The organism is Janthinobacterium sp. DSP2-3-3, from assembly GCF_049897325.1.
Classification (GTDB): Bacteria; Pseudomonadota; Gammaproteobacteria; order Burkholderiales; family Burkholderiaceae_D; genus Janthinobacterium.
Genome location: NZ_JAFCWA010000002.1, coordinates 511858 through 525830, shown reverse-complemented (window position 1 = coordinate 525830; position 13973 = coordinate 511858). Strand labels below are relative to the sequence as shown.

The 13973-nt window shown below is 61.3% G+C and carries 14 protein-coding genes; 7 read left to right on the top strand and 7 right to left on the bottom strand.

Annotated elements, in window-relative coordinates; translation table 11 throughout:
• Window positions 1-63: 63 nt before the first annotated feature.
• Window positions 64-828: an alpha/beta fold hydrolase gene (locus ACP7DE_RS06425; protein ID WP_426071301.1), complete on the top strand. Its 765-nt coding sequence runs from the start codon at window positions 64-66 to the stop codon at window positions 826-828.
• Window positions 829-830: 2 nt separating this feature from the next.
• Here ACP7DE_RS06425 and ACP7DE_RS06420 read toward each other — a convergent pair whose 3' ends face one another.
• A complete protein-coding gene (locus ACP7DE_RS06420) occupies window positions 831-1472 on the bottom strand; it encodes a LysE family translocator (RefSeq protein ID WP_426071300.1) in 642 nt (213 codons plus the stop codon).
• A 106-nt stretch (window positions 1473-1578) separates the two neighbouring features.
• On the bottom strand, window positions 1579-2655 hold the full coding sequence (locus ACP7DE_RS06415) for a YeiH family protein (protein ID WP_426071299.1): 1077 nt from the start codon (window positions 2653-2655) through the stop codon (window positions 1579-1581).
• A gap of 107 nt (window positions 2656-2762) precedes the next feature.
• Here ACP7DE_RS06415 and ACP7DE_RS06410 point away from each other — a divergent pair, with 107 nt between their 5' ends.
• Window positions 2763-3665 (top strand): LysR family transcriptional regulator, encoded by a 903-nt coding sequence (locus ACP7DE_RS06410; RefSeq protein WP_426071298.1) that lies wholly within the window; start codon window positions 2763-2765, stop codon window positions 3663-3665.
• 12 nt (window positions 3666-3677) lie between these two features.
• Here ACP7DE_RS06410 and ACP7DE_RS06405 read toward each other — a convergent pair whose 3' ends face one another.
• Complete coding sequence (locus ACP7DE_RS06405) at window positions 3678-4784, bottom strand: flavodoxin family protein (protein WP_426071297.1); 1107 nt, start codon at window positions 4782-4784, stop codon at window positions 3678-3680.
• Between the two features lie 129 nt (window positions 4785-4913).
• On the opposite strand from ACP7DE_RS06405, the gene ACP7DE_RS06400 reads away from it, so the two are divergent.
• The gene (locus ACP7DE_RS06400; protein WP_426071296.1) at window positions 4914-5474 is read left to right on the top strand and encodes a helix-turn-helix domain-containing protein; all 561 of its coding nucleotides are present in this window, start codon (window positions 4914-4916) and stop codon (window positions 5472-5474) included.
• A gap of 7 nt (window positions 5475-5481) precedes the next feature.
• A complete protein-coding gene (locus ACP7DE_RS06395; RefSeq protein ID WP_426071295.1) occupies window positions 5482-6006 on the top strand; it encodes a GNAT family N-acetyltransferase in 525 nt (174 codons plus the stop codon).
• Between the two features lie 46 nt (window positions 6007-6052).
• On the opposite strand, the gene ACP7DE_RS06390 is transcribed toward ACP7DE_RS06395, so the two are convergent.
• The gene (locus ACP7DE_RS06390) at window positions 6053-7450 is read right to left on the bottom strand and encodes a methyl-accepting chemotaxis protein (protein ID WP_426071294.1); all 1398 of its coding nucleotides are present in this window, start codon (window positions 7448-7450) and stop codon (window positions 6053-6055) included.
• A 363-nt stretch (window positions 7451-7813) separates the two neighbouring features.
• Between ACP7DE_RS06390 and ACP7DE_RS06385 the strand changes: the two genes are divergently transcribed.
• Complete coding sequence (locus tag ACP7DE_RS06385; protein WP_426071293.1) at window positions 7814-8077, top strand: DUF378 domain-containing protein; 264 nt, start codon at window positions 7814-7816, stop codon at window positions 8075-8077.
• Window positions 8078-8298: 221 nt separating this feature from the next.
• Here ACP7DE_RS06385 and ACP7DE_RS06380 read toward each other — a convergent pair whose 3' ends face one another.
• Together ACP7DE_RS06380 and ACP7DE_RS06375 are read right to left on the bottom strand one after the other, a co-directional pair.
• A complete protein-coding gene (locus tag ACP7DE_RS06380) occupies window positions 8299-8709 on the bottom strand; it encodes a c-type cytochrome (protein WP_426071292.1) in 411 nt (136 codons plus the stop codon).
• Between the two features lie 160 nt (window positions 8710-8869).
• Window positions 8870-9748 (bottom strand): EamA family transporter, encoded by an 879-nt coding sequence (locus tag ACP7DE_RS06375; RefSeq protein WP_426071291.1) that lies wholly within the window; start codon window positions 9746-9748, stop codon window positions 8870-8872.
• A gap of 1126 nt (window positions 9749-10874) precedes the next feature.
• Here ACP7DE_RS06375 and ACP7DE_RS06370 point away from each other — a divergent pair.
• Both ACP7DE_RS06370 and ACP7DE_RS06365 read left to right on the top strand, forming a co-directional pair.
• Window positions 10875-11297: a hypothetical protein gene (locus ACP7DE_RS06370; RefSeq protein WP_426071290.1), complete on the top strand. Its 423-nt coding sequence runs from the start codon at window positions 10875-10877 to the stop codon at window positions 11295-11297.
• Window positions 11298-11612: 315 nt separating this feature from the next.
• Complete coding sequence (locus ACP7DE_RS06365) at window positions 11613-12026, top strand: hypothetical protein (protein ID WP_426071289.1); 414 nt, start codon at window positions 11613-11615, stop codon at window positions 12024-12026.
• Window positions 12027-12107: 81 nt separating this feature from the next.
• Here ACP7DE_RS06365 and ACP7DE_RS06360 read toward each other — a convergent pair whose 3' ends face one another.
• On the bottom strand, window positions 12108-13967 hold the full coding sequence (locus tag ACP7DE_RS06360; RefSeq protein ID WP_426071288.1) for a phytase: 1860 nt from the start codon (window positions 13965-13967) through the stop codon (window positions 12108-12110).
• Between the last annotated feature and the right edge of the window lie 6 nt (window positions 13968-13973).

Genomic DNA, 13973 nt, shown 5'->3' with positions numbered 1-13973 from the left:
ACCTGCTATCGCAGGCGGGCCGCTCGATCTCCCCTTACCATCCACTCTTTTTCAGGAGAGTGTATGCACAATACCTATCATCGCGTGGGCCATGGTCCCCACGCCGTCATCGTCCTGCACGGCTGGTTTGGCGACGCGCACGCGTTTGCGCCGATGGAAGCGGCCCTCGATGGTAGCGCTTTCAGCTATGTCTTCATGGACAATCGCGGCTATGGCGGCATGCGCGGCGCGGCGGGTGAATATTCGATGGAAGAGGTCGCCTGCGACGCGCTGGCGCTTGCCGATGCGCTGGGCTTTGCCACTTTCAGCGTGGTGGGCCATTCCATGGGCGGCATGGCGCTGGAACGGCTGGCCTTGCTGGCGCCCTTGCGCTTGCGCAAACTGGTGGCAGTGGCACCCGTGCCCAGCTGCGGTGTGGCGTTCGACGGGGTGGCGCGGCAACTGTTTCTCGACGCCAGCGCGAACGTGGATGCGCGGCGCGCCATCATAGACCGCAGCACGGGCGGGCGCTTGCCCTCCACCTGGCTGGACTGGAAGGCGCAATACTCGTGGGAAAGTTCGGATCCAGCGGCGTTTGCCGCCTATTTTCTGGCGTGGAGCGGGACGGATTTCAGTGAAGAAGTCAAGGCGGCGCGCGTGGCACTGCCTTTGCTGGCGCTGGTGGGGGAGCACGATCCGCGCTTCGATGCGTGCCTGATGCACCGCACGTATCTGGCATGGTACCCGCAAGCCAGGCTGGAAGTGCTGGCCAATGCGGGACACTATCCGATGAATGAAACGCCGCTGGCCCTGGCGGCCAGCATCGAGGCGTTTTTATCAGTGGAGTGACGTTACGCCGCCTTGGCGCGCAGGCGCAGCAGGCTCAGGCCCAACAGCACGAAGGCACCGCCCGAAATGCGGTTGAACAGCTTGGCGCGGCCCGGCGTGGCCAGTTGGGTTTTCAGCAGGCGCGCCAGGTTGGCATAGAACAAATGGGCCAGCATGGCGCAGGCGACAAACGAGGTCGTCAGCACGGTGAACTGGATGGCCACGGGTTCACCCGGCGTGATGAATTGCGGAAACAGGGCCGAAAAGAACAGGATGGCCTTGGGATTGGTCAGCGCCACCGTCAAGCCTTGGCGGAAGAGTTTCCAGAATGAATTAGGATTCGCCGCGCCAGGCGCCATGGGCGCATCGGCCACGATGCTGGTCTTGCTGCGCCATTGCTTGATGCCCAGGTACACCAGATACAGGGCGCCAGCCAGTTTCAGCAGCATGAAGGCCGTGGCCGAGGTGGCCAGCACGACGCCCATGCCGGCCATGGCCACGCCGGAAATGATGAACAAACCAAAGCCATTGCCCATGCTGCTGATCATCGCGCGGCGCGGGCCGACGGCGATGGCATTCGAGATGGCCAGCAAGACGGCCGGGCCGGGAGAAAACGTGACGAGCAGGGCGACGCTGCAGAAAAGCAGCCAGTTCGAGAGATGCATGGGTGTTCCTGGGTGGGGCCGGGGCCGGATTGAGAGTCAAAACACCTATATTGTACGAAGTTTTCGGCGCCCGCGTCAGCGGCCCCGGCTTAAGTCAGGCTCAGCTTCAGGCAAACAGGCTGGCGACTACATGGTTAATGACTGCGCCACCGGCGATCAGCCAGCAGAACAGCAGGCCGGCCAGCAGCAGCGGCTTGATGCCGGCGCGGCGGATGGCCGACATGTGCGTCGTCAAGCCCAGGGCCGCCATGGCCATGGCCAGCAAGGCCGTGTCGAGCTCAGTGATGGTGGCCACGGTGCTAGCGGGCAGCAGGCCCAGCGAATTGAAGGCCACCACGCCGATAAAGATGAAGGCGAACCAGGGAATGGCCAGCTTGGCCGCCTTGTCGTGGCTGCCTCCTATGGCCTTGCCGCGCGCCAGCACCGCCGACAGGATCACAAGAAACGGAGCCAGCATCATCACGCGCACCATCTTGGCGATCACGGCCGCATTCGCCGCCTCTTGCCCGATCGACTTGCCGGCCGCCACCACTTGCGCCACTTCATGCACGGTCGAGCCGATATACACGCCGAAGGCGGCAGGCGTGGCGCCCAGCACCTGCCAACCCAGATTCAACTGGTACAGCAAGGGATACAGAAAGATGGCGATGGTGCCGAACACCACGACGGTGGAGACGGCCACGGTGACATCCTCGCTGCGCCCTTTCACGACGGGTTCCGTCGCCATCACGGCCGCCGCGCCACAGATGGCGCTGCCCGCGCCGATCAGAATGGCGCTGTTGCGTTCCAGCTTGAACACCTTGGTGCCGAGGAACATGGCCAGCCCAAACGTGGACGCCAGCACCAGGGCGTCGATGGCGATGCCGGCCAGGCCCACTTGGCCGATATCCTGGAACGTCAGGCGGACGCCATACAGGATGATGCCCAAGCGCAATAACGTCTGCTTGGAAAAGGCCACGCCTGCACCGCAGGTGGGGGCCAGGCGGCCATACACGCTGTTGCCCAGCACAATGCCCAGCATGATGGCCAGGGTCAGCGCGCTCATGCCGTGGCTTTGCATCCATTCCAGCTGGCCCAGTGCGATGGCGCCCCAGGCGATGACACCGCTCAGCAGCAGGCCCGGCAGAAGGCGGCCATAGCGGTCGCTGAAACTTGTTGTGTTGTTTGTTGAGAGGGATGACATGCCGTACTCCATGGTTCTTGGTTCGTATGGCATGACTGTACAGCTCGCCGATTAAATGGTAAAACAGATTGTTTTTGTATGTTTAACTAATTAAATAGGTAGATTTGATGGCCTTAACTTTGCGGCAACTGCAGATTTTTCTGGCCGTGGCGGACACGGGCAGCACCAGCGCTGCCGGCGAGTTAATTGCGCTGTCGCAATCGGCCACCAGCGCGGCCCTGAATGAACTGGAAACCTTGCTGGGCGCGCAACTGTTCGACCGGGTGGGCAAGCGATTGCTGCTCAACGACAATGGCCGCCTGCTGTTGCCGCAGGCGCGGCAGATGCGCGACGGCGCCGCCAGCATCGAGCGCCAGTTCGCGAGTGCCGACCCGTCCGTGCCCGTCAGCCTGCAAATCGGCGCTAGCACGACGATAGGCATCTATCTGTTGCCGCAGATCCTGGCGAAGGCGGCGCAGCAATACGGGCGCAGCATTCCCCAGGTGACGATTGCCAACACGGCCGACATCGCCGCCGCCGTGGCGGAGTTCCGTGTCGATATCGGCCTGATCGAAGGGCCGTGCCACGAAGCGGGCTTGCTGGTGGAGCCGTGGCTGACGGACCAGATGCTGATCGTGGCCGCGCCCACGCATCCGCTGGCGCAGCTGCGCCATCTGCTCAGTTTTTCGGAGCTGAACCAGGCGGGCTGGCTGCTGCGCGAAGCGGGCTCGGGTACGCGCGAAGCGGTAGAGCAGGCGCTGGTGCCGTATCTGCACTATCTGCGCCCGGCAGGCGAATTTAGCAACTCGGAAGCGATCAAATATGGCGCCGCGGCGGGGCTCGGTATCGCTTGCCTGTCGCGGGTCGTGGTGGCCGATTTGCTGGCCAGCGGGCAACTGGTGGAACTGGAGACCATGCTGCCGCCATTGGCGCGCAACTTTTACCTGATTCGCCAGTCCAAGAAGATACTCTCGCCCCGTTTGACGGGTTTTCTGGAATTGTGCCGCCACGCTACACGCATGGCGGGGTAGGTCTGCACGGTTTCATTTTGGCCGTGGAGCTGGTAATGCCGCATCGGGCGGCGCCAGCGTGCCTGCGCGCAGCCGCTTGACGGCTTCGGCCACGGCGCGCGCCACGTTGCGCACTTCTTCTTGCATATTGGTATCGCGGTCCAAGGTCTCATGGCTTTGCGCATAGCTGTCGTAATAGCCGATGTAACGGTCCAGTCGTGATTTCGCGCCCGCATCGACCAGGCCCATCCAGTCCAGCCAGTCCGACAGGCCCCGCCGCACGCCTTCGATGCCGGCCACGTCGCCATGCACGACGAGGCCATATGCGCGCCCGGTCAAGTGTTTCGGGTAATTCCAGCCTTGCAATTCCAGGGCCTTCGCTTCCAGAGCTTTCTTGCCGTGCGTGGACGTGGGGTCCGGGTTGCCGCCGTCGGCGCAGACGAGCCGGTCTATCATCAGTTTCAGCACGCCGGGCGTCTGGTACCAGTACACGGGCGTGAGGATGATGACGGCATGCGCAGCCGTCCAGCGCTCGTAAATATCCGCCATCCAGTCATTCGTCTGGCGTTCGCCATGGTTCGGGTAGCAGCTGCACGGCCAGTGGCACAGCGGCATGGCCGTCGAGACGCAACCCTTGCATGGATGAATGTGCAAGTCATACGCGGAGGTCAGCAAGCTCAGATCCAGCACGTCCGCCTCGATGGCGTCGGCCTGCAGCTCTTCTTTCGCCCATTGCGTCATGCGCCAGGTCTTTGATATTTCGCCCGGGCAAGAACCATCGTTGCGTGCCGCGCCGCAGATCAGCAGCACGCGCGACGGCGTGGCGGGATCTTTCTGGCGCGCCTCGGCAGCCAGCAAGCGGTCGCGCGTGGCGATCCACTCCACGGATAGCTCGTAGTCGGGATCGATAAAACCCGGTCCGGCCTTTTGCGTGACGGGTGCCTTGCGGCCATCCTGGTAATTCTTCCACGCCACTTCTTCCACCTGCACCAGGGCGCCGCGCACGGCGTCGAACGTGGGGTCGGCAAACGAGCGGATGAATTGCAGATGGAATTCGACCCTGCCCAGCGGCGCGGGCGCCTGGCCCTGGCGCGGCTGGGGAGTGGCGGAAGGGGTGGAATGGGTGGAAGGGGCGGCCATGGCTTCTCCTTGTGGTGACAACGCCATCTTGCTGGAAGACCGGCCACTGGTCTGTGCGCTGAACAACTGTGCAGCGGCGGCTTGCTAAATTCCCTTTTATGGGATAAATTTCCATATATGGAAAATTTGATGCTGAGTGATCACGATACGGAGCAGCGGCTGGCGGCGCGTTTAAAGCAGTTGCGCGTGGAGCGGGGCTGGTCGCTGGACCAGCTGGCCAGTGCCAGCCAGGTTAGCCGCGCCACCTTGTCGCGCCTGGAAAATGGCGACGTCAGCCCGACCACGGTCGTGCTGGGCAAGCTGTGCGCCGCGTATGGCCTTGCCATGTCGCGCCTGCTGCGCATGGTGGAAGACGACTTCGCGCCCCTGCTGCGGCGGGCCCAGCAAAGCGTGTGGACGGACCCGGAGACTGGATTCCGACGCCGCTGCGTTTCGCCGCCGTCGCGCGCGCTGGCCGGCGAAGCGCTCGAATGCGAACTCGGCGCTGGTGTGACCATCACCTACGCCGCCTCGCCGCGGCCCGGCATGGAACACCATCTGTTGCTGCAGGACGGCAAGCTGAATGTGACCGTCGATGGCCGCTCACACGCCTTGCAGGCAGGCGATTGCCTGCGCTACCAGCTGCACGGCGCCAGTGCGTTTACGACGCCGCCGGACAGCGGCGCCCACTATTTTTTGTTCATTGTTTGAGGTTGATATGTCCCCATCGCTGCGCAGTTTTACCTCCGCCGATATGCGTGCACGCTTGCCGGAACTGGGCGCCTTGCTGCAAGACTGCGTGCACGACGGCGCCAGCATCGGCTTTATCTTGCCCTTCGATGCTGCGGCCAGCCAGGCGTTCTGGACGGACAATGTGCTGCCCGCCGTGACGCGCGGCGTGCGCCTGCTGCTGATGGCCGAGGTGGACGGGACGGTGGCCGGCGCCGTGCAGCTGGACTGGGATACCAATCCCAACCAGGCGCACCGGGCCGAAGTGCGCAAACTGCTGGTCGCGCCCGCTTTCCGCCGGCGCGGCATCGCCCGCCAGCTGATGCTGGCGCTGGAAGAACAGGCGCGCCTCTTGCCGCGCAGCCTGCTGACCTTGGATACGCGCAGCAGCGACCATGCGCAAGCGCTGTATTTGTCGCTCGGTTATGTGGTGGCGGGCAGCATCCCCGCCTATGCATTGGCGCCGGCCGGCGACCGGCTGGACGCCACCACCATCATGTACAAGCAGCTATAGCAACCCCTTATCAATCAGCTATACGCGATGAGCTATCAGCGGGAACTCAGGCTTTCAGGCGCGCTCTAACGACAAGGGTGCGCGAGGGTGCCAAGGCGGGTGCGGCCGTGTTTTGCGTCGTGTCTTGCGTCGCCACAAGGCTGGTGGGCGGTGCCACGTGCAGGGGCGCCACCTCATTGCCCAAGGTGAAGATGCCCACCGTGCCCGATAGCTGCTGGGCGCGTTGCTGCATGCTCGCTGCCGCCGTCGACGCCTGTTCCACCAGCGCGGCGTTTTGTTGCGTCACATGTTCCATCTGCACGATGGCGGCATTGACCTGCTCGATGCCGGACAATTGCTCGCCGCTGGCCATGCTGATCTCGCCCATGATGTCCGTCACGCGGTGAACGCTGGCAACGATTTCGCGCATGGTGGCGCCCGCCGTATCGACCAGGCGCGCGCCCGCGTCGACCCGTTCGACGGAGTCGCCGATCAATTGCTTGATTTCCCGCGCCGCGCCGGCAGAACGCTGGGCCAGGGTGCGCACTTCGGCGGCCACGACGGCAAAGCCGCGGCCCTGTTCGCCCGCGCGCGCCGCCTCCACGGCCGCATTCAGGGCCAGGATATTCGTCTGGAAGGCGATGGCGTCGATCACGCCGATGATGTCAACGATCTTTTTCGACGACGCATTGATCGCGCTCATGGTATCGACTACTTGCGCCACCACCTTGCCTCCTTTGCCGGCCACATCGGCGGCCGATAGCGCCAACTGGTTGGCTTGCCGCGCATTGTCCGCATTTTGCTTGACGGTGCCGGTCAGCTCTTCCATTGAGGCGGCCGTCTGCTCCAGCGAACTGGCTTGCGCCTGCGTGCGCTGCGACAAGTCCAGGTTGCCGGCGGCGATTTCGCCCGAGGCGTCGGCGATGTCTTGCGTGCCGCCGCGCACCTCGCCCACGATATGGATCAAGCTGGCATTCATGTCTTTCAGTGCCTGCAGCAACTGGCCTACCTCATCGCCGGATTCGACGCGGATATTACCGCTCAGGTCGCCGGCGGCCACCTTGCGCGCCACCTTGACGGCGTGTCGCAGGGGCCGCACGATGCCGCTGCTGATGAACCAAGCCGTGGCCAGGCTCAGCACGCCGCCGATCAGGCCCAGCGCGATGATCAGTACGCTGGTATTGCGCGCGCGGGTAATGGCCGCTTCGGCCGCCGCGCGCATCTGCGTTGATTGCGTGGCGATCTGCTGGTCGATGTCGCGCAAGGCGGACTGCTCTTGCGTGCTGTTGCGTGTGGCGTGCAATTGCTCGATGCGCGCATAGCGCTGGTTCACGCTGCTATCGATTTCCCCGCTCACAGTAGCAAGCTGCCATGTGCTGATGCTGACGACCACCGCCAGCAACAGCGATGCCAGCAAAAAACCCGTGGTCAGGCGTGCACCGATGCGTATGTTTGAAATAGTCATGTCCCCTCAGCTGTTGTCCCATGGTGGCCGCTACCCATGCGGGCGGCACGGCGTGGCGCTGTTGCCCCTGACGTTGCCGGGGTGAAATGAGTGTAGCAGTGCAATACTAAGTAATCTATAAATATTTCCATATTGGAATTGGTCACTGCTTGTTTAGCAACAGCCGGCAGCCAGGGCCGAAACGCATAGTCGCCTTGCCTGTCGCCGGCGGCTGGCTTGTTGCCAGATAAAATCACCCGCCGTATTACAGACTCGTCCTACCTCAAACCCCGGCATCGTCCGACTGGCGTGTACCGGTGCGGCGCCTACACTGTTCCTTGCACGGACCCGGCGGCGGGTCCTTTCTTCTTACAGGAGGCTGATATGGCGAATATCCAGGCAGGATCGGACGGTGCTGCAAACGAGGAAATGACGGCAAAGCGCCTGAACGTGGTCGACTGGATCTCCATGATCCTGCTGATCGTGGGCGGATTGAACTGGGCGCTGGTGGGCTTGTTCGACATTGACATAGTGGCCCGCATTCTAGGTGCCATGACGACGGCTTCGCGCGGCGTGTACGTGCTGGTGGGGCTGGCGGCGCTGTATTCCATTTACCTGTGCGTGCACAAGCTGCCGGCCAAACCCTAGGGGAAGTTATGTCCATCGATGCCTATCTCCGGCGCGAACGCAAATTCAAGCAGCTGGAACGGGATTTCAAGCGGGAAGGGCGTACCCGGGCGGTGCTGCAAGCGCAGGAGGCTTGAGTTGCTGTCATGGCTTGATGGGCCGTGCCTGCCTGTCTGCCTGTCCGCGTGTGTGCGGGCAGGCCAGTGCGTGCCCTGCTTACTGACTGCTTACTGACTGCTTACTTACTGCGTGCGCAGGTAGGCCAGCAAATCGGCCACTTGCTGCGCATTGCCGATGCCCCAGAATCGCATGTTGTTTCCAGGAATGAAATCGCTCGGTGCTTTGAGGAAGCCGGCCAGGTTTTGCTCGGTCCAGACTATATTCGCGTTTTTCATGGCCGCCGAATACTTATAGTCGGTGGTGGCACCGGCCTTGCGGCCAATCACGCCCGTCAGCTTGGGGCCGAAGCCGCCGCGCGCCGATGGCCCTACCTGGTGGCAGGAGGCGCACTTGCGAAACGCGGCCTTGCCCGCTTCGGCGTTGCCCTTGAGGGTGGCGGTAGCGGCGACGGCCTGCGCGACAGCGTCTGGCGCCAGCAGCAAGGCTGCAGCGGCAAGAGGGGAGAACAAGCGGAAAAGAAGTGTGGATATCATCGGTAAGGCAGGAATGGGCTGAATGTACGATATGTACGATAAGGCAAGCGATAAGGCAAGCGATAAAGTATTTTACAGGCGGGCATCAACACCTGCACGCCAGCCGCGCGGTAATGCCAGGATGCGGCGCAGGCAGCGGTACAGAATGGACTGACTACCGCTAGCGCTTGCCGCCCTGAGCGCCGAGTGCCGCCATGGCCGAGGCGATCACGATGCAGCCGATGGCCAGCCACTGGGTTAGGCTCAGCAGTTCTCCCAGCACGGCCATGGCGGCCAGCGCGCTGACGGCGGGCGCCGCGCTGCTGAACATGCCAAACACGCCTTGCGGCAAACGGCGCAGGGCAAAGATTTCCAGCGAATACGGCAGGGCGCTGGACAGCATGGCGATGGCCAGGCCCATCAGCGCAAGCGATGGCGCCAGCAGGGCCGTGCCCGAGTAAGTGATGCCGATGGGCACCGTCAGCATCGCTGCCACCGTCATGCCCCAGGCCACGGCTTGCCCGCCTTGCAAGGTCGAGGCGCGCTTGCCAAAGATGATGTATAGCGCCCAGCACAGCGCCGCCCCAAGCGCATACGCCACGCCGACCGGGTCCAGGCTGCCCGGGCTGCCTTGTAGCGGCAGCAATAAATATAGACCAAACACGGCGCACGCAACGGCGAGCAAATCACGCGGCCGCCGCGACGACAGCATGGCCACTGCCAGCGGCCCCGTCACCTCGATGGCCACGGCAATGCCGATCGGTATCAGCGCAAACGCCCGGTAAATCAGCAAGTTCATCAGCCCCAGCACGGAACCGTAGACCAGCAAATTCAGCACATCCTTGCGCGTCAGCCGGAAACGCCAGGGCCGGAAGATGGCCAGCAGGATCAGCGCCGAAAACCCCACCCGGTATGCCGTAATCCCCTCGACCCCGATGACAGGAAACAGATTTTTCGCAATCGCCGCCCCCAGATTGACGGAAATCTGCCCTCCCAGAACGGCCAGGGAAGGGAACAGGATACTGTCGGGGAGAGGGGAGGTCGAGGCGGGGGAGGTCATGGGACGGTATTTTAATACGGCAGGGGCTGTGTGGTCGCTGCCAGATCGGTAAGTGACGTTGATTGAATTAAGTAGTTTCTTCCATGGTTGGCGTATCCCGGCCAGTTGCATGTCATTTTCTTGATGTTATGTTGTAAAATACGCTACAGTTACAGAATTGTTTGCTAACGGCAAAGAGCAGTCTTTCGAAGCGCATTAAGATGACTTTCTGCCAACCAAGAGCCTAAGAACCGATGATAAAAAAATCAATGATTGCCGCGTCAATCGCAATTCTCGTGAGCGCCATCGCTCTTTCACTCTGGATACACAAAAGCTTCTTCGGTGTTTCGCTGATGAGCCTTTTTGGGGTGACGTAACGAGCGGTAATCTTCTTTCCCATTCAGGCGTCTACTTTGATTCGATTTCCTCCGCTCGTGGACGACTCTCCATTTTCGTGTTGATAAGATGCTATCCCTCTTCTAACGGCTGGGTTCGGCCAGAAGCCGACGTTGAGGTGCCCTAATATCCTGGCAAGAAAACGAGGAAAGAATGACACGCGAACGGGTAGCAATATTTCTGTTAAGTGCTGCGCTGCTGCTGTGCGCGCGGGCTTTGATAGTGACAGAAAATCAGCGATATGCGATGTTAGTGGGGTTGTGCTCGGACCCCGCTGTGCCCAAAGCACCTTGTCTGGCAAGGACCGAAACCAGAACAGGTTGGTGGTAGCGTCTCTACTATGGGCTAAGTAATTAATGCTCGTTATAGTCGGCTAGCGGCCAACAGCAGACATTGAAAACGTTAACGCCTTGTGCGGTACAAGGCACCTAGAGGAGAGTCATGGCAGGAAAATTTTTGAGTCGAGGCGCGCTAGTCCACCTTATCAAGAGTCAGGAACGAACTAATGCTATTCAGAAGCGCGATGGATTAACCCAGCACCCGGTGCGCACAACTGTGTGCGGTTGCTCGGATCCTGACTGCGGTGGCTGGCATACCATACTGACTGAGAAAAACGTGCCAACCGAAGACGAGTGCAGGTCGATTTTGCAACACGAAAAGGCCAAAAGAAAGGCATAGTTGCGTATGGTCGATTCCGGCCAGGAGCGGACAGTCGGCAATTGACCAATCAAGCTTTACTCAGAAAGTCAGCATGCCTCACCGTGATCCTTTTGATGTTATTTCATTCACCGTTGATCTGGATGATCCGGTAGAGCACGGTGATGCTCAACGCTTTATGGTTAACGCCCTGGCTCGGGTGATCGAATGTCTACCCGTTACCGCGCAATCTTCTGTTTTGGCTGCTAAACGATATCTTGAGGGCGCGGCAACTGATAGCGAGGCCTTAGCTGTCCGGGTGAGGCTTTGGGAGACCATCCGAGGACGCGATATGTCGGATGACCCTGAGGTGTTGCGTATCAGAACCACGATTTGTGCGCTGCACGACATGGACGCTGAAGCACCTTACGACAAGTTGGAATACTTTCTGACGTTTTGGGAGCGCAGCGGCTTAAGCATGGTCGAGCTAGCTGGAGCGATGTTCGACACATACGGCGTTGTTTATCACGACGTTTAATCGGCTCCGGTGGCATATGTCGAATGCGTCAGATCTATGTCTGCTTCGGGGCGGAAGCGGACGTTACAGGTTTTGCCTGTTTTGCGCAGTAAGCGGCCTTTTCTTGCATTCACCAGCATTATTAAAAGTGGTGAAGTTCGACGCCATTGCTGCGGGCGTTTACGATGGTGGCACGAACATGGTGAAAATAGAGCATCAGCGCGGTAGTCGTAATTGCCGACTCGATCCTTCAGGTATATTGATCGACGTGGCTGCCCTGTATTCCTTGCTGCCTGTCGCACCACATATTTACCAGTAACTCGGGAGTATTATTGAATGACTGTTTTTAGTATCGGCGACACCAATTTTGAAGTGGATGTAGCGAAATCAAGCATTAGTCTGGAGGCTCATGGCAGCGGCATGCTGGAGCTCAATATCGATATCCATGGCGACGATGATGTGTTTATGCGCTTGACCGAGCCGGAGGATGCGGAATGGTCGTGGGCGCTGTATCCGCCGGCGTTTTTCCTGCACGGCTTGCGCATACCGGAAGGGCAGGGAGGAGCGTTTGCGATCGGGATGCTGGATATGCATCCCGAGGCGGAGGAATCGGGTATCTATATGATGGAATATGGCGACGTGTCTGCCGTCAATATTATCGAATTGTCCGCACGGCGCCTGCTCGTGTCTGGCGTAGTGGACTTGTGCGGCAAGCGCCTGCCATTTCATATTGATATGCCGCGCAGCTAGTGCCGGGGCAGGCCTCCTCGTGATTGGAATGCACCCAGTTGACGCGCATTCCCCCACGGAGCCGGCTCCGCTCCTGCCTGATTACTCCAGCCCTAACACCTTCGCCACATCCCCCCACGCCACATACTTGAAGTTCTGTGGCCCATCGGGCAGGCGTTTGTAGCCGTCCTGGATCACCAGCATGCCTTGCGCATACGCGCCGCCCAGGTTGGCGGAGGTGACGTCGAGGCCATCCGTTTCCGAGCTGCCGTCTATGCCGGCGGGTAAGTTGAAGCCCACCTTGAAGCGGCCGCGCACCTTGTACGGCGCTTGCGCGTCGAGCACCACGTAGCTGCTGTCACCCTGGCTGGAAACGATCAGGTAGCCGGTGTCGGGTACGCCGCCCGGCTTGCGGTAGATGGCCATGCCTTCCACGTCGGCCGTCAGGTTCGCTCCCACGGGCAAGACCACGGCGAGGGCATCCGGTTTGGAGGCGTCGGCCGAGGTGGTCCAGATGCCGCGCGTTTCCTCGCCAAGGAACAAGCGGGCGTTGGCGTCGTCGGTCACGCAGCCTTCCGGTTGTGTGGCGACCTTGAAGCTGCGCAAGAGGGTGGCGCTGAACATGTTTGCGCTCAAACCGATGCTGTACTGCTGGAAGGTGCCGTCCTTGTCGTTGATGAACGCTTCCACGCCGCCGCTGGCTGGCTGGTACAAGCACATGCCGTAGATGCTTTTCAGCCCGGTCGGAAAATGGCCCGCTTCCGCCACTTCGCCGCTGGCATTGATGGTGAACAACATCATGCTGTTGTCGTCGCGCCGGGTGGCCACGGCCAGGTCGACCTTGCTGCCGCCCAACTGGATGTTCTGCCGCACGTCGACATTGTTCAGGCGGCCCACTTCCAGCAGCTGCGTCTGCTTGCCTTGCAGATCGTAGACGAGCAGTCCTTGCTTCTTGTTGGTGCCGAGGATGCGCGCCTCGGCAGGGTTGCTGGACAGCCAGATGGCCGGATCATCTGCCGCGTCACCCTGGCGCGCCATCGGCGCCGTCTGTGCCTGCGGGGCGATGATGGCTACCGCAGGCGATGTTTCCGCCTTGCCACTCAATTTCAAGGGCCGCGCTTGCCAACCGTTCTTGCCGCGCAACATCAACGAATTTCCGTCGAGCGCCAGCTGGCTATCGCCCTTGCGCACGTTCAAGGCCACGGCTTGCGGCGGCAGGGCCGCCCACTGTCCGCCCTGATGGGCGAACAGATGCAGCTTGTCCGCTTTGCCGTCGAGCACGGCCACGCCGCCCGGCAGCACCGCCAGCGCGCTGGCGCCGCCGTCCAGTTGCCCGTACGGCTTGCGCAGGGCGACCACTTCGCGCTTGCCCATGCCTTCGGAGTCGGCGTCATAGGCCCACACACCCATGTTCGACTCGCTCACCAGCAGGCGCTGGGCACCATCATCGACGCGGCAATGTTTCGCGTGCGGCGGCAAAGCCAGTTTACGTACCAGCTGGCGCTGTTCGCCCTGCATCACCCATTGTTCCGCTTGCCCATCTTTGCCGATCAAGAACAAATGATCGAGCTGCTGGGCGTCGCGGTACAGGCAGGACGCTTCCACGGAGAAAGTGGGGACAGGGAAGGGCGCCAGTGTGCGTAGTTTCCCCGCCTGCACATCGACCGTCACGGGCAGCGGACGCTGCGTATCCGCTTCCAGGAACACGGCCAGCACGCGAGTACCATCGATGCGCGTGTCGAGCTGCTTGGCGCGCACGGCGATGCGGTCCTGTTCCTGGCCGCTTGCATTGAACAGGCGCAAGCCGTGCTTGTCCAGGGTCAGCCAACCGCCGCCGGGCAGGCGCGTCAGTTCTTCGGCCTCTTGCGTGAAGGATGGTAAAGCGTTGGCGGGGACCGCCAGCGCCGGGCTGCTGAAAGCAAAGGCGGCCAGCAAAGCGTTGCAAAGGACGGTTTTTTTCATGTTAGT